The 19019-nt window shown below is 54.9% G+C and carries 16 protein-coding genes; 7 read left to right on the top strand and 9 right to left on the bottom strand.

Annotated features, from left to right (window positions below):
• Window positions 1–30: 30 nt before the first annotated feature.
• The 3 genes from KGP26_RS08580 to KGP26_RS08570 form a co-directional block, all read right to left on the bottom strand.
• On the bottom strand, window positions 31–3132 hold the full coding sequence (locus tag KGP26_RS08580; protein WP_223665281.1) for an efflux RND transporter permease subunit: 3102 nt from the start codon (window positions 3130–3132) through the stop codon (window positions 31–33).
• A gap of 10 nt (window positions 3133–3142) precedes the next feature.
• Window positions 3143–4231: an efflux RND transporter periplasmic adaptor subunit gene (locus KGP26_RS08575; protein WP_223501504.1), complete on the bottom strand. Its 1089-nt coding sequence runs from the start codon at window positions 4229–4231 to the stop codon at window positions 3143–3145.
• Between the two features lie 159 nt (window positions 4232–4390).
• On the bottom strand, window positions 4391–5143 hold the full coding sequence (locus KGP26_RS08570; RefSeq protein ID WP_223665280.1) for an SDR family NAD(P)-dependent oxidoreductase: 753 nt from the start codon (window positions 5141–5143) through the stop codon (window positions 4391–4393).
• A 975-nt stretch (window positions 5144–6118) separates the two neighbouring features.
• On the opposite strand from KGP26_RS08570, the gene KGP26_RS08565 reads away from it, so the two are divergent.
• Window positions 6119–6880 (top strand): arylamine N-acetyltransferase, encoded by a 762-nt coding sequence (locus KGP26_RS08565; protein WP_059201991.1) that lies wholly within the window; start codon window positions 6119–6121, stop codon window positions 6878–6880.
• Here the strand turns inward: KGP26_RS08565 and dusC are convergent.
• The 4 genes from dusC to rhlE all read right to left on the bottom strand — a co-directional run bounded on the left by dusC (window position 6877) and on the right by rhlE (window position 10992).
• Complete coding sequence (gene dusC, locus KGP26_RS08560; protein ID WP_209523517.1) at window positions 6877–7806, bottom strand: tRNA dihydrouridine(16) synthase DusC; 930 nt, start codon at window positions 7804–7806, stop codon at window positions 6877–6879. The two genes, KGP26_RS08565 and dusC, sit on opposite strands and share 4 nt — an antisense overlap.
• A gap of 74 nt (window positions 7807–7880) precedes the next feature.
• Window positions 7881–8840, bottom strand: a complete 960-nt coding sequence (locus KGP26_RS08555; protein WP_223499126.1) for a D-2-hydroxyacid dehydrogenase family protein — start codon at window positions 8838–8840, stop codon at window positions 7881–7883.
• A gap of 50 nt (window positions 8841–8890) precedes the next feature.
• Window positions 8891–9496, bottom strand: a complete 606-nt coding sequence (locus KGP26_RS08550; protein WP_223665279.1) for a hypothetical protein — start codon at window positions 9494–9496, stop codon at window positions 8891–8893.
• Between the two features lie 122 nt (window positions 9497–9618).
• On the bottom strand, window positions 9619–10992 hold the full coding sequence (gene rhlE, locus KGP26_RS08545) for an ATP-dependent RNA helicase RhlE (RefSeq protein WP_021180406.1): 1374 nt from the start codon (window positions 10990–10992) through the stop codon (window positions 9619–9621).
• A 323-nt stretch (window positions 10993–11315) separates the two neighbouring features.
• Between rhlE and cecR the strand changes: the two genes are divergently transcribed.
• The 6 genes from cecR to dinQ all read left to right on the top strand — a co-directional run bounded on the left by cecR (window position 11316) and on the right by dinQ (window position 17494).
• A complete protein-coding gene (cecR, locus tag KGP26_RS08540; protein ID WP_223665278.1) occupies window positions 11316–12014 on the top strand; it encodes a transcriptional regulator CecR in 699 nt (232 codons plus the stop codon).
• Window positions 12015–12041: 27 nt separating this feature from the next.
• Window positions 12042–13028 (top strand): secretion protein HlyD, encoded by a 987-nt coding sequence (gene hlyD, locus KGP26_RS08535; protein ID WP_021805220.1) that lies wholly within the window; start codon window positions 12042–12044, stop codon window positions 13026–13028.
• Between the two features lie 9 nt (window positions 13029–13037).
• Window positions 13038–14774: an ATP-binding cassette domain-containing protein gene (locus KGP26_RS08530; RefSeq protein ID WP_021805221.1), complete on the top strand. Its 1737-nt coding sequence runs from the start codon at window positions 13038–13040 to the stop codon at window positions 14772–14774.
• The gene (locus KGP26_RS08525) at window positions 14771–15907 is read left to right on the top strand and encodes an ABC transporter permease (protein ID WP_223665277.1); all 1137 of its coding nucleotides are present in this window, start codon (window positions 14771–14773) and stop codon (window positions 15905–15907) included. The genes KGP26_RS08530 and KGP26_RS08525 overlap by 4 nt, the downstream gene beginning before the upstream one ends.
• Before the next feature lie 9 nt (window positions 15908–15916).
• Window positions 15917–17023, top strand: coding sequence for an ABC transporter permease (locus KGP26_RS08520; protein ID WP_021805223.1), 1107 nt, complete (start codon window positions 15917–15919; stop codon window positions 17021–17023).
• A 387-nt stretch (window positions 17024–17410) separates the two neighbouring features.
• Window positions 17411–17494, top strand: a complete 84-nt coding sequence (dinQ, locus tag KGP26_RS30400) for a damage-inducible type I toxin DinQ (protein WP_368458589.1) — start codon at window positions 17411–17413, stop codon at window positions 17492–17494.
• Between the two features lie 238 nt (window positions 17495–17732).
• Here dinQ and KGP26_RS08515 read toward each other — a convergent pair whose 3' ends face one another.
• Together KGP26_RS08515 and moaE are read right to left on the bottom strand one after the other, a co-directional pair.
• Window positions 17733–18440: a Bax inhibitor-1/YccA family protein gene (locus KGP26_RS08515; RefSeq protein WP_021180400.1), complete on the bottom strand. Its 708-nt coding sequence runs from the start codon at window positions 18438–18440 to the stop codon at window positions 17733–17735.
• 125 nt (window positions 18441–18565) lie between these two features.
• The gene (gene moaE / locus KGP26_RS08510) at window positions 18566–19018 is read right to left on the bottom strand and encodes a molybdopterin synthase catalytic subunit MoaE (protein WP_021805225.1); all 453 of its coding nucleotides are present in this window, start codon (window positions 19016–19018) and stop codon (window positions 18566–18568) included.
• Between the last annotated feature and the right edge of the window lies 1 nt (window position 19019).

The following is a 19019-nucleotide window of genomic DNA, read 5'->3' as shown; positions in this document are numbered from 1 at the left end:
CCCCGCGCCGAGTAGACCTGGTCAGCGACTCTAGGCAAACCGTGATTTAACCCATTCGCGCAGCCGTTGAATATGCAGGTACAGCGCAGGAATAAAGAAGATCCCGACCAGGGTTGCCAGTAACATCCCGCCAAACACGGTAATACCGATAATTTGGCGGCTCATCGCCCCGGCACCGGTAGCAAACACCAGCGGCATCACCCCGAGAATAAAGGAAATGGCCGTCATCATCACCGCCCGGAAACGTTGCCGGGCACCGTCCTGCGCGGCTTCGCGAATGCTGGCCCCCTCTTCACGCCGCGCCTTGGAGAACTCAACGATCAGGATGGCATTCTTGGCCGCCAGGCCGATCAGCAGGACTAGCCCGATTTGGGCGTAAACGTCGTTGGCGAACCCCATCATGCGTAACCCCGCGACCGCTCCTGCCACCGCGAAAATCACCGACAGCATCACCACCAGCGGGATACTCAAGCTTTCATACTGAGCCACCAGGAACAGATAGGCGAACACCAGCGCCGCCAGATAGATCAGCAGGGCTTGGTCACCGGTTTGTTGTTCCTGCCAGGACAGGCCGCTCCAACTATAGCCGTAACCCTTTGGCAGCTGCTCGGCCAATAAAGACTCCATGGTTTTCATCGCCTGCCCGGAGCTAATCCCCTCGGCCGCAGAACCGTTCACCGATACCGACGGAAACTGGTTGAACTGGCTGATAAAAGGCGCGCCGATAGAAGGCGTGAGCCGTACCAGATTAGCCAGGCTCACCAGAGCGCCGGTGTCGCTGCGCACGTTCAGGCGATTAATTTGTTCGGTGCGTTGCCGGAAATCCATATCATTTTGCAACTGCACCCGGAACATACGGTTATTGACCGAAAAATCCCCCACGTTCAGGCCGCCAAGCGAAACTTGCAGCGTATTGAAAATCCGGCTGACCGGCACCTGCAACAGTGCAGCCCGTTCACGATCGACCGCTAGATCGATATCCGGCACCACGGCGCTGAAGGTGGTAAATACCCGGCTCAGCTCTGGCCGCTGGTTGGCCGCAAAAATAATCCCCTGGGCCACCTGAGCCATCTGCTGCGGCGTTTGCCCCTCCAGCGCCAGCAGGCGTAAATCAAAACCGGCGGCGTTGCCTAGCCCGGCGATGGCCGGTGGATTAACCACCATGATCATCGCCGAGGGGATTGCTGCCAGCCGGCCCTGAAGATCGGCTAACACCCGGTCAACATGTTCGCGTTGGCCCCAAGGTTTGAGCATCACGATGGCGAAGCCCGCATTGGGCGAATTGCCCCCGCTCAGCAGGCTGAAACCGGTAATTTTGATCACATCTTCCACCGCCGGGTTTTGTATCACCTGCTGATGCATCTGATCCATTACCGCCTGGGTACGTTCAAGGGAAGCTCCATCTGGCAACTGTACGTTGACGAAGAAGTAGCCCTGATCCTCCTCCGGCAGGAAAGAGGTTGGCAGACGGCTATAGCCATACCAGGTGGCCAAGCCAACGACAAAGAGTGCAATCACCGTGGTTAAAGCTCGCTTGCTAGCCAATGCGGTCATGCGAACATAGCCATCGCGCATCCGGTTCATACCCCGGTTGAAACCACCAAAAAAGCCGGTTTGCGCCAGCTCACGCCGCCGGATCAGCGTGGCACAAAGCGCCGGGGACAGCGTCAACGCGTTGATGCTCGACAGGATCACCGCCGCCGACAGGGTCACGGCAAACTGACGATACAGCTCACCGGTAATGCCCGGCAGCACCGCAATCGGCACAAACACCGCCATCAGCACTAACGTCGTAGCGACGATCGGCCCGGCAATCTGGCTAATCGCCTTGCGGGTTGCTTCTGCCGGGCTAAGAGCGGGATCTTGGGCCAGCAGACGCTCCACGTTTTCCACCACCACGATGGCGTCGTCTACCACGATAGTCAGCGCCAGGATAATGGCGAACAGGCTCAGGGTGTTGGAGGAGTAGCCGAAAACATACAGCACGGCGAAAGTACCGAGCAATGAAACTGGAATGGTGAGCGCCACGATAAAGGTGGCCCGCAGGCTCTGTAAGAACAGATAAACCACCAGCAACACCACCGCCAGGGTTAACGCCAGCGAAATGGCAATCTCGTGCAGCGTTGCCGTTACCGGGCGGGTAGAGTCATATTTGATGTCATAGCTCATATCGCTGGGGAAGGACTGCGACAAGCGTGCCATCTCCTGGCGTACCGCATTGGCAACATTCAGCGCGTTAGCTCCCGGCGTGGGGTAAACCACCAAAAATGCCGATTCCTGTTGGTTCATCGAAGCATTAACCTGGTAGTTTTGTGCCCCCAACTCGACCCGCGCCACGTCACCCACGCGCACCGTACCGCCATTGGCCCCGCTGCGGATAATCACCCTGGCGAACTCCTGCGGATCGTCTAAACGCCCCTGCCCGCTGATGGTCAAGGTTTGCTGCTGCCGGGAAGGCGAAGGCGCGGAACCGATTTGGCCTGCTGCGGCCTGCACGTTCTGCTGCTGCAACGCTTGCACGATGTCCTGCACGCTGATATTCAGCGACTCCATACGCTGCGGATCGAGCCAGACGCGCATGCTGTAATCCCGGGCGCCAAACACCTGCACATCTCCCACACCGCTGATGCGGGCCAAGGCATCGCGCAGTTGGATACTGGTGTAATTGCTCAGAAACAGCGTGTCACGGCTGCCCTTGGGAGAGAACACGCTAACGCCCAACAACAGATTCGAGGCCCGCTTGCGCACCGAAACCCCGTTGTTATTCACCTCTGCCGGTAGCTGCGCGCTAACCTGTGAAATACGGTTTTGCACCTCCACGGCGGCCATATCCGGATCGGTGCCACTGGCAAAGGTAATGCTCAGTTGATAACCGCCGTTGTTGGCGCTGGTCGATTCCATGTACAGCATGTTGCTGACGCCGTTGACCTGAGCTTCGATGGGCGATGCCACCGCCTGAGCCACGTCACGAGCGCTGGCTCCAGGATAGAGCGCGCTGACGGAAACCACCGGTGGCGTGATATCGGGGTACTGCTCCACCGGGATCACCTTGAGAGAAACGATCCCCACCAGGGTGATCACCAGCGCAATCACGATGGCGAACTTTGGCCGCCGGATAAAGAAATGCAGCATCAACGTCCCCTTATGGTTGCGCGTTGGCGCTGGAAAGAATGGCGTTCACCTGCATTCCGGGCCTGACGTGCTGAACACCGGAGATAATCACCTTTTCGCCAACCTTGAGCCCGGCGTTCACCTGATAATATTGCTCATGCTGTTCACCAAGAGTTACCTCGCGCACCTCCACGATATTCTCCGGGGTGACGACCAACACAAAGTGGCCCTGCTGGTTTTGCTGAAGCGCGGCGATTGGCACCAGCGTGACCGTCTGCGGTTGCTCGGCGGTCAGGATCACGTTCACCACGCCCCCGGGCAGCAACAGATGATTAGGATTGGCAAAACGGGTCCGTAACGTGACGGTACCAGTGTGGGCATCGATCTGGTTATCTACCGATTCAAAAGTGCCCGGCTCCGGGTAGGATTTGCCGTTGGCCAGTTCAAGACGGGCAGAAAACTGCCCTTCGGCAAGCTTGCCCTCCCCATTCTGACGCTGATAGGCGGCGGTAATATAGTCCCGTTCATTGATGGAGATCGCCACGCGGATCGGATCGAGCTGAATAATGTTGACCAGTGTGCCACTCGCCGCGTTGACCAGGCTGCCCACATGAAAACGGCTGTGGCCGATGCGCCCGGCAATCGGCGCATAAATTCGGGTATAGCTGAGTTGTAACTGCTGCGTATTAAGCAGTGCCCGCGCCTGGGCGACCGCCGCCCTGCTGGTATCACGCTCGGCTGCCGCGGCATCAATATCTGCTCTGCTAACCGCGCGGTTATTGCCTAACTGCTGCAAGCGCGTCAGGTTTACCTGAGCCAGGTTAGCTGTGGCCGTCGCGCTATCCAACTGAGCCTGAGCCTGTGCCACGGCAGAATGGTGTAATGCAGGCTCGATCTCGTACAGTAAATCCCCTGCCTTGACCATTTGCCCTTCGGTAAACGGCCGCTTGGCGATAAACCCTTCGGTACGGGTCTTCACCTCCACGGTTTGTATCGCCTCGATGCGGCCAAGATAGTGCAATGCGCGTTCGGGTTGGCTTTGTTCAATCAGCGCCACGGTCACCGCTGGCAGCGGTGCAGCAACGATCGGTGTGGCTATGGCCAGCAGCCACAGTGCCATAAAACGGGAGAACAGAGATTTTGTCATCGGCAGCAAGATCGCTCATCAATTAATCTAACTTGATGAAAATTATAGTTCACCCATAGCAAGTCAGAATGAGCTCTGCTGACGATTTCTTGCCAAGACGCAAGCTCGCTTACGCCTTAGCCTACCAACGGTTTACTGTGCCGTATAACCACCATCAATGCTGTAAAAGGCCCCGGTGGTGAAACTGCTGTCTATAGAAAGCAAAAAAACCACCGTTTTCGCTACCTCTTCACGCGTAGCCATTCGCCCCATTGGATGAGAGGCCGCCATTTTCTCCCGCACCAAGGCGGGTAATTTGGCCATCGATGGCGTATCGACATAGCCAGGCCCGACGGCGTTGATGCGTATCCCCCGATCGGCAAACTCCAGAGCGGCGGCCCGTGTCAAACCGATAATGCCATGCTTGGCCGCGGTATAAGGTGCAATGCCTGCAATGCCGACCATGCCATTGACGGCGGAGAGATTCACTACCGCGCCACCGCCTGCCGCTGCGATAGCGGGTAATCCGTACTTCATCCCATAGAAGGTGCCACTGAGATCGGTTTCAATCACCGCGTGCCAATCTTCGATGCGGTATTCATTCAGCGGCACATCATGCGGCCCGGTGATACCGGCATTATTGACCAGCAGATGCAATTGCCCACCAAGGGCTAGCGTTTGCGCTACCGCACTACGCACCGATTCAGGATCGCGAGCATCCATAACCAACGGAAATACCGATTTGCCTGTCGGATCTATACGTTGCGCCGTTGCTGCCAGTCTTTCGCTATTTCTGGCGGTGATCGCTACCTTCGCACCGCGATCGACCAACTCTTGAGCAATAGCCTCACCAATCCCGGTGGAAGCACCGGTCACCAGTGCCACTTTACCCGTAAAATCTTGCATAACGCCTCCCGATCGCTTTGAGTTAGGCGTTCAGGCTAAGGCTTGAGCATGACAGTTTCTGGCAGTGGCGTTCCTCCAAAAATGCTGAAGCATCACCCCATTGGCAAAAGGATAAAACGAAAAAGCCCTGACAATATTTGCCAGGGCTTTTAGGTTACTGCATATTTAAAATTCAACATTAATCAACTTACTAACTGGGTACTACTTTCGATACTATTTAAAATGTACTTGTTTATCACAGATAATATTGGGTATTAAAAAGCTAACTACATCCTCCCCTATACTGGCTGATTTACAAATTTTGACTTACCTACCTCATAATAATTAGCCGAGGCAAAGCAAGCTAAACTGGTACATTCCCCCTCGCGATATAAACTATTGACGCATGGCTTTACTTTCATTGCAACAAACTTACAGGATAAAATTAACAAGTTGCAACATTAACACTTGAGAAACAGAGCCTTACATCATCGCGTTATGGTACACACCCTGCGATCGTCGGTACTGACTACGTGGCCTTAAAACATTGTCCTTGAGTCCGAATTGGCTACTCAACGACGACTTCCCCATACAACAGAACTTCGTGGCCTTTATCGCAATATCACTAAACAACTTATTAAAAGTAATCTTTTAATCTGTTATTTAGCTAAGCAGCTAACTATCAATTTCCTGCTGCTGGATACTAATCTACGACTTTTTCAAACTATGTCAATACTGTTTTTAACAACATACGTTTATTCGCTAAATCGCTAATTTTAAACGGACTGAAATCGATACGCATTTGTCTTTCTGGTTAATTACAGACGGCGTTCACATGCTCGCAAGCCAGGTGGCCACGACCTGTCAGGAAGACGAGTGTATTGCATTGGCACAAGCGGCTTTACGCCAGCGATTTTCAGCACCGCACATATTGCTTCCCCGACTGCCGCAATTCCCGCTAATTTATGCAAAATTTCCCGTCTAGCGAGAATTCTGGTGGACATACCACGCTATCTGCAACACATCGGCTTCACAGGCACACCACAGGCCGATCTGCAAACTCTGCAACAGCTGCATCGCTGCCATATGCTGGCGGTACCCTTCGAGAATTTGAGCATTATCTATCATCAGGGAATCGATCTCAGCGAGGCCGGGCTGTTCAGCAAAATCGTCGAGCATAATCGCGGTGGGTTTTGCTATGAATTGAACCGGATATTCGCCCTGCTGTTGCAGCAGATCGGCTTTAAGGTGACGTTTATATCCGGGGAAATCCACGCCAGAGACGGCTCTTTTGGTCCGCCATTTGACCATATGGCGCTGGTGGTGACCCTGGATCAGCCGTATCTGGTCGATGTAGGGTTTGGTGATTCTTTCCTCGCCCCGCTGAAAATCACCACCACCGAACAACAACCGCAGGCCAGCGGCACCTTTCATCTTGAGCAAGACGGTGAGTGGTATCATCTCGAGCGCCGCAACGGCGATCGGACCTCCCACGCCAAGACGCTTTATCGCTTTACCCTGCAACCCCGGCAGCCGGAAGAGTTTAGCGACATGTGTCACTATCACAGCACTTCGCCACAGTCGCATTTTACCCAAAAGCTGGTGTGCTCCCGCCCCACAGAGGATGGCCGCATCACCCTCAGCGAGTTAAAGCTGATCGTGACCCAAAACCATCATCGTAAGGAGTCTACGCTGCATTCGGAGGAAGAACGGTTGGAGGCGCTGCGACACTATTTCGCCATTGAAATAAGGAGTTAGCGGCAAATCACCCGTGCAATATCCTTGGAGTTGTTTAACGTGCGGATCTCGGTAAACAGCTCCGTGGCTTCCTGATACTCTTTGCGCAGGTAGCTGAGCCACTGTTTGATGCGGGCGACGTGATATAAACCGGTATCGCCCTGCTTTTCCAGATGCACGTACTTTTGCAATAGCTGCACCACCTGCGGCCAAGGCATACGCGGTTCGTTATATTTCACCACCCGGCTCAGGTTGGGGATGTTCAACGCTCCACGCCCCAGCATTACTGCGTCGCAGCCGGTGGCCTGCATACAGGCCTGCGCACTTTGATAGTCCCAGATTTCCCCGTTGGCAATCACTGGGATGGTCAAACGCTGGCGGATCTCACCGATCGCCTGCCAGTTGATGCGATCGGCTTTATAACCGTCCTCTTTGGTACGGCCATGAATGGTGATTTCGGTCGCCCCCGCTTGCTGCACCGCATCGGCAATTTCAAAGCTGCGGGAATCCGAATCCCAACCCAAGCGCACTTTAACCGTCACCGGCAGATGCGCAGGCACCGCGGTGCGCATCGCTTTGGCACCCTGATAAATCAATTCGGGATCTTTGAGCAAGGTGGCCCCACCGCCGCTGCCGTTGACATGTTTGGACGGGCAACCGCAATTCAGATCGACACCGTAAGAACCCAGTTCAACCGCCTGAGCGGCGTTTTCCGCCAGCCATTCGGGATACTGGCCCAGCAGTTGCACCCGCACCTGGGTGCCGGATGGCGTTCTGCTGGCATGGTGCAGTTCCGGGCATAGCCGGTAGAAGGATTTGGCCGGCAGCCGCTGATCGATCACCCGCAGGAATTCGGTGATGCAGAGATCGTAATCGTTCACCTCGGTGAGCAATTCCCGCACCAGAGAGTCGAGTACCCCCTCCATTGGAGCCAATAATACGCGCATGCCTACCCCTGCTATCTAAGAGGGCGCAATGATACGGGCGAAAGAGGGAGCCAACAAGCCTCCCGCCGATAAAATTAGCCTAGCTTGCGCAGCGGCTCACCGGCAATAAAGGCCTGGATATCGGCAATCGCTTCCCGGAAATAGGTGCGGTAGTTATCATCCGCGACATAACCCACATGCGGCGTAGCCAGCACGTTGGGCAAACGGCGCAATGGATGATCGGCTGGCAGTGGCTCTACTTCAAACACGTCCAGCCCGGCACCGGCGATCTGCCCTGTTTGCAGCGCCTCAACCAACGCTTGTTGATCGACAATTGCCGCGCGTGAGGTGTTGATCAGGAATGCACTGGTTTTCATCTGCGCCAGCGCCTGGCGGTCGATCAGCCCACGGCTGCGATCGCTTAACACCAGATGGACCGAAACAAAGTCACTCGCTGCCAACAGCACCTGTTTTGACTCGGCAAGTTGCACACCGAATTCCTGTGCCCTTTCAGCCGTCAGATTTTGGCTCCAGGCCACGACGTTCATACCAAACGCCTGTGCCACCTTTGCCATCTGGCCGCCGATCTTGCCCAGCCCCAGTAAGCCTAACGTTTTCCCATGCAAAGTGATGCCAACATGTTGCTGCCAAGGCCCGTTGGCACGCAATCCGCTGCTTTCAGCCACCAGATGCTTGGCCAAGCCGAGGATCAGCGCCCAGGTCAGTTCCATCGGCGCTTCAGAACCGCTGGCGGTGCCACAAACGGTAATCCCTTGCCGGGTTGCCGCTGGCAGATCGATCGAAGCGTTGCGCATGCCTGAGGTGATCAGCAATTGCAGTTTTGGCAAACGGGCAAGCAATGCGGCGGTGAACGGCGTGCGCTCTCGCATAATCACCACGATCTCGCAGTCGTTGATGCGGCTCACCAGTTGGTCTTCATCATCAATATGCTCGCGCAGGGAGAAGACCTCAACCTGCTCGCCAAGGACGGACCAATCCGCCATCGTCAGCGCTACCCCTTGGTAATCATCAAGAATTGCACACTTCAATTTCATCGGTAACTCCTGGAAGATGAGGATTTTTTGACCTGCCAATGCCGTAATGCTTATCTGCGCGCGTATTCCTCGGCGACTTCTACAATCGCCACTGACCAACTTACGCAATAAATCGCCGGCGCTGTCATAAGAAAATTAATATACCAGAGCCAGGCTGGAATGCTGCTCGGTGCCAATAATATTGCCAGTAATACTACCAAGCCATAAAATGCGGTAAACACAGCCACCGTCGAAACGGTTATAACCTTACTATTCACATCAGCAATGTTTAACTTCCTTTTACTTAGGGCTGTATTATTTTCTTTTTGCACCACTTTTTTTAATGCTATGCAAGACAGCCAGATATTCCCAGCCGCGATCACCGCGCCCCCCAAGATAACAAAGGGTAGTACATCACCAGAGATAAACGACATATCCTTACGGATCCAGGCCACCCAAGCATAGATCAATGTGGCTAGGAGCAACCCTCCAACCTGAAGATTTACCAACCGAGAAATCGAGTTAAAAGTCTCTTTCCCCTCAGCCGTCAACCGGGACGATATTCTTTTTTGAAAATAGGGAACAAGTAAAAACACCGTGCTAAACATTACAGAAATGGTCACAGCTTTTATTTTGCTATCCGATAGGAAAACAGATAGATCAAACATAGAATTCAATTTTATCTCCTAAATATAACCGCCACCCTAAATAATATCGGCACAAGTATAGCAATACCTTAATATTTTACGAAAAAAAACCGCCAATCAATGGCGGTTCAGTATAGATCACTAATCGAGGATCACTCAGAGGGTTTATGGCTACGCGGACGGCGCGATGGAGCACCTGAACGTGGTTTGCCGTCACCCTGCGGGCGAGCACTGCCGCCGCCGCGATTTTCACGCTGACCGCCGCCATTGCCACTACGCTGGCCGCCACCGTTACCGGTACGCGGAGCGCCGCCGCCGTTGCCACGCGGAGCACCACGGCCACCACCAGCCTGACGGCCATTGATGATCGGTTCGGCTTTGATGCTTGGGTCCGGCTCATAGCCTGGCAGCGCAATACGTGGAATTTCACGCTTGAGCAGGCGCTCAATATCACGCAACAGTTTGTGTTCATCCACGCAGACCAACGAGATCGCCTCACCGGTACGTTCGGCACGGCCAGTACGGCCAATGCGGTGGACGTAATCTTCCGGTACGTTTGGCAGTTCGTAGTTCACCACGTGTGGCAACTGATCGATATCCAGGCCGCGCGCAGCGATGTCGGTAGCTACCAGCACACGGATTTTGCCGTCTTTAAAGTCGGCAAGTGCGCGGGTACGTGCGCCCTGGCTTTTATTGCCGTGGATAGCCGCAGCGGTGATGCCATCTTTATTCAGTTGTTCAGCCAAATGGTTGGCACCGTGCTTGGTACGGTTAAATACCAGCACCTGCTTCCAGTCACCTTCGCCGATCATCTGGGAAAGCAGTTCACGCTTACGCTTCTTATCGACAAAGTGAACGCTCTGTTCAATTTGCTCAGATGCGGTGTTGCGGCGAGCCACTTCTACCGAGGCCGGGTTGGTCAGCAGTTTACTGGCCAGCCCTTTGATCTCATCGGAGAAGGTCGCGGAGAACAGCAGGTTCTGACGCTTGGCAGGCAGCTTGGACAGCACACGGCGGATATCATGGATAAAGCCCATATCCAGCATGCGGTCGGCTTCGTCCAGCACCAGAATTTCAATTTTGGACAGATCAACCGCGTTCTGATGTTCCAGATCCAGCAGGCGACCCGGCGTTGCCACCAGGATGTCGACGCCGCCGCGCAGCTTCATCATCTGCGGGTTGATGCTCACACCACCAAACACCACCAGCGAACGCAGGCGCAGGTGTTTGCTGTAAGCCTCAACGTTTTCACCGATTTGTGCAGCCAGTTCACGGGTTGGCGTCAGGATCAACGCGCGCACCGGGCGGCGGCCTTTGATTGGGTGATCGTGTTTGCTCAGCAGCTGTAATAGCGGCAAGGTAAAACCAGCTGTTTTACCGGTGCCGGTCTGGGCGCTGGCCATCAGGTCACGGCCTGCCAATACCACCGGGATTGCCTGGCGTTGAATTGGCGTAGGTTCGCGATAGCCCTGTTCTTCAACAGCGCGCAGAATTTCAGCACTTAAGCCGAGGGTTTCAAATGACATAGTAGAGAAAAACTCCAGATCCCCCCTAACCTAAACAAATGTTCGGTGCAGTTTCCGGGAGGATGATCAGACGGGGCATAAGGAGGTACTCGCACTTTTTTGCGGCACATCCTCGGCATGACCTCGAGGGATTGGCACAAACTGCAGTGCACCAAGCGCGAGAGTGTAGCAGAAATCGAACAAGAAAAGGCAATTTTACGTGTTCACAGCACTTTTCGCCGAGCAAGCTCACGGAAAAGCAAAATGTTCTGGCCTGTGGTTTACATTTTAGCCCGCCCGGCCTAAAGTTAATCATATGATTGATTAACTTTTTGGGTCAACCTATGTCCTCTGCAGAAAACCCGCCGCTAAGCCCTCTCAAACGGGGTGAGCAAGCGCGCCAACAACTGCTCACCGCCGCGATTGAAGTGTTCGGCGAATATGGCCTTTCGGGTGCCACCACGCGGCAAATCGCCCAGCGTGCCGGGCAGAACATCGCCGCTATCACCTATTATTTCAACTCGAAAGAGGGGTTATACCTGGCGGTAGCCCAGTGGATTGCCGACTTTATCCAGCAAAGCTTCCGCCCACTGAGCGAAGAAATCGAACGTTTCTATCAACTACCCGCGGAGCAACGCCAGCCGGAGCGTTATCTCTACCATCTCAAAAGCGGGTTGCTGGCCTTCAGCCAACTGATGACCGAGCCCCACACGCTCAACCTGAGCAAGATTATGTCTCGCGAACAGCTTTCGCCAACCGATGCTTATCCGCTGATCCACCAGCAAGTGATAGCCCCGTTGCATCACTTACTGTGTCGCCTGTTAGCCGGCTACACCGGCATCGATGAGCGTTCCACCAAAATCGTCTTGCATACCCATGCGCTGATCGGTGAGGTTCTGGCATTCCGCGTTGGCCGGGAAACTTTGCTACGCCAGGCAAGCTGGCATCAGATCGCGGCAGAAGAAGCCGAGCAAATTAGCGAGGTGCTGGCCGAACATATCGACATTCTGGTTAACGGGCTACGCCAGCGTTACGCCGTCTAACTTTCCGTCTTGCAGTCAAGGAACATTATGAACAAGAAAAGAGTTGCCATTGTGGGTATAGCGATCGTGCTGATCGCCGCTGCGGCCTACGGTTTCTGGTCTTACCAACGCCAGCAGGACAAGCCTTTGACGCTGTATGGCAATGTAGATATCCGCACGGTCAACCTGGGTTTCCGCGTTAATGGCCGGTTGGCCTCACTGGCGGTAGACGAAGGGGACAGCGTGCAACAGGGGCAGCTGCTGGGCAAACTGGACGATGCCCCTTACCAGAACGCGTTGCTACAGGCACAGGCCAACGTTGCCAGCGCCAAAGCCAAACTGGATTTATTGCAGGCAGGCTACCGCAACGAGGAGATTGCTCAGGTACGATCCGAAGTGGCGCAACGGCAGTCGGCCTTCAGTTATGCCGACAGCTTCTTCCAACGTCAGCAGGGGCTATGGGCGAAAAAGGCCACCTCTGCCAACGCCCTGGAAGATGCCCGCACCGCGCGTAATCAGGCGCAGGCAAATTTGCAGGCGTCGAAAGACAAACTGTCGCAATACCTGACCGGTAACCGCCCACAGGAAATCGAACAGGCCAAAGCCAATCTGGCATTAGCCGAGGCAGCACTGGCGCAAGCCCAGTTGGATCTGCATGACACCACCCTGCTCTCACCGTCCGTTGGTACGGTAATGACGCGAGCCGTGGAGCCAGGCACCATGCTCAGCGCTGGCAGCACAGTGTTTACCCTATCGTTGACGCGGCCGGTATGGGTTCGTGCCTACATCAATGAAGCCAGCCTGGGTAGCGCTACGCCAGGTACCGAAGTCTTGATCGAGACCGACAGCCGCCCTGGCAAGCCTTATCACGGCAAGATCGGCTTTGTTTCCCCCACCGCGGAGTTCACTCCCAAAAGCGTAGAAACGCCAGATTTGCGTACCGATCTGGTCTACCGCCTGCGGATCATCGTCAACGATGCCGATGATGCCTTGCGTCAGGGGATGCCGGTTACCGTCCATTTCACACAACCGTAAGGAACCGTGATGGCACAGGCACATACGATTGAACTGGTGGCGTTGGAAAAACGCTTTCCATCACTCGATAAACCAGCGGTAGCCAGCCTGACGACCACGTTGCGCAGTGGCGCGGTGACCGGGCTGGTTGGCCCCGATGGCGCGGGCAAAACTACCCTGCTGCGCATGTTGGCAGGTTTGCTGCTCCCCAGCAGCGGCAAGCTGACCGTCGCCGGGTTGGATCCGATCGCACAGGATCGCCAGTTGCACGCCATTCTCGGTTACATGCCGCAAAAGTTTGGGCTGTATGAAGATCTGACGGTGATGGAAAATCTCACGCTTTATGCCGATCTGCGCGGAGTCACCGGCGATCTGCGTAAGCAAACCTTTGAGCGGTTGCTGACGTTTACCGATCTGACCCGCTTTACCGAACGTCTGGCGGGTAAGCTTTCCGGCGGGATGAAGCAAAAGCTAGGGCTGGCCTGTACGCTGCTTGGTCAACCTCAGGTGCTGCTGCTGGATGAGCCCGGCGTCGGCGTCGATCCCATTTCACGTCGTGAACTGTGGCGAATGGTGCATGAGCTGGCCAACGACGGCATGCTGATCCTGTGGAGTACCTCCTATCTAGACGAAGCTGAGCAGTGCCGCGAAGTGCTGCTGATGAACGAAGGTGAGTTGCTGTTCAGCGGCGCGCCACAGGATCTTACCCAGCGCATGGCTGGCCGTACCATTTTGATCGACACCCCAGCCGGTAGCCACCGATCGCTGTTGCAGAGGGCGATCTGCCTGCCTGCGGTTAGCGACGGTGTGATCCAGGGGAAATATCTGCGGCTGATCCTCAAGCCGGGTGAAGATCACCAGCAGGTATTGCGGGATCTGGATCTGCCACAGGCCGAATTAACCGAGGCCGATCCGCGTTTTGAGGATGCGTTTATCGATCTGCTGGGCGGCGGCCCGAACAGCAAATCCGCCCTGGCCGAGATCATGCCTACGGTAACGGGCGACAACTCGGAAACGGTGATCGAAGCACAGGGGTTGACCAAAAAATTCGGCGACTTTGCGGCCACCGATCATGTGGATTTCAAGGTGCAGCGCGGCGAGATTTTTGGCCTGCTTGGCCCCAACGGCGCGGGCAAATCCACCACCTTCAAGATGATGTGTGGCCTGCTGGTACCTAGCGATGGCAAAGCGCTGGTGCTCGGTATGGATCTAAAAACCAGCTCCGGCAAAGCGCGCCAGCATCTGGGCTATATGGCGCAGAAATTTTCGCTGTATGGCAACCTGACGGTGGCCCAGAACCTGAAGTTTTTCTCTGGCGTTTATGGGCTAAGCGGTAAGAGCCAGCGCGATAAAATCGAGGAGATGTCTCGCGCCTTCAACTTCGCCCCGATCCTCAACCAAACGCCGGATTCGCTGCCGCTCGGTTTCAAACAGCGGCTGGCGCTGGCCTGCGCGCTGATGCATGAGCCAGATATTCTGTTTCTTGATGAGCCCACCTCGGGCGTCGATCCCCTGACCCGGCGCGAGTTCTGGCTGCACATCAACGGCATGGTGGATAAAGGCGTGACGGTGATGGTCACCACCCACTTTATGGATGAAGCGGAATACTGCGATCGTATCGGCCTGGTGTATCGCGGCAAAATCATCGCCGCCGGTACGCCGGACGATCTCAAACAGCAGATAGCCAGCGAGCAAAACCCCAACCCTTCGATGGAAGAGGCGTTTATCGAACTGGTGCAGGGTTACGATCGGGAGGAGACAGCATGAGCAGCGACAACGGCTTTTCCTGGCGGCGGCTGCGGGCATTGTGCCTGAAAGAAACCCGGCAGATATTGCGCGATCCCAGCAGCGGACTGATTGCCTTCGTCATTCCGTTGATGCTGCTGTTTATCTTTGGCTACGGCATCAATCTGGATTCCAGCAAGCTACGGCTGGGGATCCTGATGGAGCAGCAAAGCGAAGAGGCTCGCGATCTGGCCAATGCTTTTATCGGCTCGCCCTATATTGAACCGACCGTCAGCGATAACCGCCAGCAGCTGATCCAGATGATGCAGGCTGGCAGCATCCGCGGCCTGGTAGTGATCCCCAGCGATTTTGCCGAGCATTTGGCAAGGCCCAACGACCGCGCTCCGTTGCAGGTCATTACTGACGGCAGCGAGCCCAATACCGCCAACTTTGTGCAAGGCTATACCCAAGGGATCTGGCAAATCTGGCAGCAACAGCGCGCCACCGATCTGGGGCGTGATGACAAGCCACTGATTGAAGTCCAGATGCGCTACTGGTTTAACCCGGCGGCCATCAGCCAGCACTTTATTATTCCGGGAGCCATCACCATTATCATGACGGTGATCGGTGCCATTCTGACCTCGTTGGTGATCGCCCGCGAATGGGAGCGTGGCACCATGGAGGCACTGCTTTCCACCCAGGTCACACGCAGCGAGCTGCTGCTGTCCAAGCTGGTGCCGTACTATTTCCTGGGCATGATCGCCATGGTGCTGTGTATGGTGGTTTCGGTATTTGTACTCGGCGTGCCCTACCGTGGCTCCCTGCTGCTGCTGTTCGTGATCAGTAGCCTGTTCCTGGCCAGCACGCTCGGCATGGGGCTGTTAATCTCGACCATCACCCGCAACCAGTTTAACGCGGCAATGGTAGCCCTGAACGCCGCCTTTTTACCTTCAATTATGCTGTCTGGATTTATCTTCCAGATCGACAGTATGCCCGCCGTGGTGCGTGCGGTGACCTATATCATTCCGGCGCGCTACTTTGTCAGTACGCTGCAAACACTGTTCCTGGCGGGCAACATCAGCACCGTGTTGGTGATTAACCTGCTGTTTTTGATCGCCTCGGCGGTGGTGTTTATCGGCCTGACGGCCTGGAAAACCCAGCGGCGGCTGGATTAAGGGGAAGCCATGTTTCACCGTCTCTGGACGTTGATCGTTAAAGAAATGCAGTCGTTGCTGCGCGATCCGCAGACCCGCGCGATCCTGATTATGCCGGTGTTGTTGCAGGTGGTGTTGTTCCCGTTCGCCGCCACGCTGGAAGTCACCAACGCCACCATCGCGGTGTACAGTGAGGACAGCGGCCAGCACTCCATTGAGCTGACTCAGCGCCTCGCCAAAGCCAAAGCCTTTTCTCACGTGCTGTTGTTACGCAGCCCGCAGGAGATTAGAACCACCATTGATAATCAGAAGGCGCTGCTGCTGGTCCGCTTCCCGGCCAACTTCTCACGGGATATCGCCAGCGGTAATACCGCGCCGTTGCAGTTGATCCTCGATGGTCGTAACTCCAATAGCGCGCAGATCGCCGCCAACTATGTGCAACAGATCGTGCAGGACTACCAGAATGAGTTGATTGGGCAGCGTACCAAGCCCAACAACAGCGAACTGGTGGTGCGTAACTGGTATAACCCGAATCTGGATTACAAATGGTTCGTGGTGCCTTCGCTGATCGCGATGATCACCACCATCGGCGTACTGATCGTTACCTCACTTTCCGTCGCGCGTGAACGTGAGCAAGGCACGTTAGAGCAGTTATTGGTTTCGCCTTTAACCACCTGGCAGATCTTTATCGGCAAGGCGGTACCGGCCCTGATCATTGCCACCTTCCAGGCTTCGATCGTGTTGTTTATCGGTATCTTTGCCTATCAGATCCCGTTTGCCGGTTCGCTGCTGCTGTTCTATGGCACCATGCTGGTTTACGGGCTGTCTTTGGTGGGCTTCGGGCTGCTGATTTCTTCGCTGTGCGCGACGCAGCAGCAGGCATTTATCGGGGTGTTTGTGTTTATGATGCCGGCGATACTGCTTTCCGGCTATGTCTCGCCAGTGGAGAATATGCCGGTTTGGCTACAGCATCTTACCTGGGCCAACCCTATCCGCCATTTCACCGATATCACCAAGCAGATCTACCTCAAGGATGCCGGTTTCGGCATTATCTGGCACAGCCTGTGGCCATTACTGGTGATCACCGCCACCACCGGCAGCGCGGCCTATGCCATGTTCAGACGGAAGATTGCCTGAATTTCGGGCGTAAAAAAACCGACGGGTGAGGTCGGTTTTTTTACTTTCCGGCACTGAGTTGGTGGCTCTAGCCGGAGTGAGGCCCTCCACATCTAACGCCTTTATGATATGCCAAATATCTCTTTGCGTCAAAAATCGATCATATTTTAGGCTGCCCATTGCTAGGGTTGTTGATATAATCAACAGGTTAGCTATGAAGACCACCTTACTCCTGCTATCTACAGCGCATTATGAACTTACAAGTCCTGGCTGAATTACGGGTGGTGCCGGGTCCAGTGCTCTGGCAGGAGTGAGGTCCTCTACATCTAACAATGAAGAGATAACCGTTGTGACAGGCAGTGTAAGGGTAAGCGGCGGTGATCTCACTCCATTTAATGGAGAAAACGGATGAAAACTTTGATTGATAAAGTTCTCATCGTTCTGAAGGCGCTGGTTGCGCTGCTGGAACTGATCCGCCGGTTCATCGATTGATGAGGGTGGAAACGTAGCTAAAGCCGGGGAGATAACCACTCTCCGGCTTTTAATATTTGCGTCTGGGGGATCTCGTTTTATTGGTTACCCAGCACGTTTTATCCCCTCACCCCATCCCTCTCCCAAAGGGCGAGGGAGCTAGTACAGCGCTAGAGTTAACTACAGGAGTAAAACTGAGGCACCTTCGGTTCCCTCTCCTGGGGGAGAGGGTTTGAGTGAGGGCGCCAACTTTCCGCTTTTAGCGGCGGTTGCCGAAGATACGCAACAGCATCAGGAACAGGTTGATAAAGTCGAGATACAGCGTCAATGCGCCAACGATAGCGTATTTGCGGAAGCTGTCTTTATCATCGGCATTCAGCTGTTCACCCATCGCTTTCAGTTTCTGGGTGTCATACGCCGTCAGGCCCACAAATACCAGCACGCCGATATAGGTGATTGCCCACATCAGCGCCGGGCTTTTCAGCCAGATGTTCACCAGTGAAGCCAGCACAATACCAATCAGCCCCATAAACAGCATACTACCGAAACCGCTCAAATCGCGTTTGGTGGTGTAGCCGTACAGGCTCATCGCGCCGAACATACCCGCAGTGACCACGAAGGTGCTGGCGATCGAGCTATAGGTGTAGGCAATGAAGATGCTCGATAGCGTTAACCCGGTCAGCGCCGAGTAAAGCATAAATAGCCCAGTGGCCATGGTGCCGCTCAGGCGGTTAACCATGCCGGAAATCACAAACACCAGGCCCAACTGCAGGATAATCAGCCCAAAGAAGGTGATCTGGCTAGAGAAAATAAAGTTGATGATCGCAGGCGTATGCGCTGCATACCAGGAAACAAATGCGGTCAACAGCAAGCCACAGGTCATCCAGCCATACACCTGCGCCATATAAGCCTGAATGCCGCTGTTGGCACGTTCAACGATCGAACCATTACGTGGATATCGGTCCATGACGGTTACCTTTTACATGTGAGCCAAGTTTCGGGGAACTTCCCCTGCCAATAGTAAGCGTATCACAGAAAACGCTACGCGAAACGGGCAAAGGTATTGATTTATTTCCGCTGTTGAGGCGCGATTTACCAACGCTTGGCGGCTTGTTTATCCGTATCGCGAGCCTCTACCCAGCGGTCTCCCTGCCCGGTCGCCTCACGTTTCCAGAAGGGAGCTCGGGTTTTCAGGTAATCCATAATAAATTGTGCCGCCTCAAAGGCCATACTGCGGTGGGCGCTGGTCACGCCGACAAACACAATTTCATCACCAGGAAAGAGATCACCGATACGGTGGATCACCGTTACCCGTTGCAATGGCCAACGGGTTCTTGCCTCTGCAACGATCTCTTCAAGGGCTTTTTCAGTCATGCCAGGGTAATGCTCCAACGACAGCGCGCTGACGTCATCCCCCAGATTGTGATTGCGTACCTTGCCGGTAAAGGTCACCACCGCGCCGTCATCATCACACTGTGCCAGCCACTGGTATTCTTCACCTACGCTAAAAGTTGCCTGGCCAACGCGGATACGAGTATTTTCCACT

Source organism: Serratia sp. JSRIV002 (assembly GCF_019968725.1).
In the GTDB taxonomy this organism is placed as follows: Bacteria; Pseudomonadota; Gammaproteobacteria; order Enterobacterales; family Enterobacteriaceae; genus Chania; species Chania fonticola_B.
Note: the sequence above shows the minus strand (reverse complement) of the source record. Positions and strands in the feature narration are given on the sequence as shown.

What these genes read in the sequence shown, in the direction of transcription:
- KGP26_RS08575 (WP_223501504.1), bottom strand. Translation starts at nt 4,231, where the DNA reads ATGGCACTGTGGCTGCTGGCCATAGCCACACCGATCGTTGCTGCACCG.
- KGP26_RS08555 (WP_223499126.1), bottom strand. Translation starts at nt 8,840, where the DNA reads ATGAAATTGAAGTGTGCAATTCTTGATGATTACCAAGGGGTAGCGCTG.
- KGP26_RS08525 (WP_223665277.1), top strand. Translation starts at nt 14,771, where the DNA reads ATGAGCAGCGACAACGGCTTTTCCTGGCGGCGGCTGCGGGCATTGTGC.
- cecR (WP_223665278.1), top strand. Translation starts at nt 11,316, where the DNA reads ATGTCCTCTGCAGAAAACCCGCCGCTAAGCCCTCTCAAACGGGGTGAG.
- KGP26_RS08515 (WP_021180400.1), bottom strand. Translation starts at nt 18,440, where the DNA reads ATGGACCGATATCCACGTAATGGTTCGATCGTTGAACGTGCCAACAGC.
- KGP26_RS08520 (WP_021805223.1), top strand. Translation starts at nt 15,917, where the DNA reads ATGTTTCACCGTCTCTGGACGTTGATCGTTAAAGAAATGCAGTCGTTG.
- KGP26_RS08530 (WP_021805221.1), top strand. Translation starts at nt 13,038, where the DNA reads ATGGCACAGGCACATACGATTGAACTGGTGGCGTTGGAAAAACGCTTT.
- rhlE (WP_021180406.1), bottom strand. Translation starts at nt 10,992, where the DNA reads ATGTCATTTGAAACCCTCGGCTTAAGTGCTGAAATTCTGCGCGCTGTT.
- dinQ (WP_368458589.1), top strand. Translation starts at nt 17,411, where the DNA reads ATGAAAACTTTGATTGATAAAGTTCTCATCGTTCTGAAGGCGCTGGTT.
- hlyD (WP_021805220.1), top strand. Translation starts at nt 12,042, where the DNA reads ATGAACAAGAAAAGAGTTGCCATTGTGGGTATAGCGATCGTGCTGATC.
- KGP26_RS08580 (WP_223665281.1), bottom strand. Translation starts at nt 3,132, where the DNA reads ATGCTGCATTTCTTTATCCGGCGGCCAAAGTTCGCCATCGTGATTGCG.
- dusC (WP_209523517.1), bottom strand. Translation starts at nt 7,806, where the DNA reads ATGCGCGTATTATTGGCTCCAATGGAGGGGGTACTCGACTCTCTGGTG.
- KGP26_RS08570 (WP_223665280.1), bottom strand. Translation starts at nt 5,143, where the DNA reads ATGCAAGATTTTACGGGTAAAGTGGCACTGGTGACCGGTGCTTCCACC.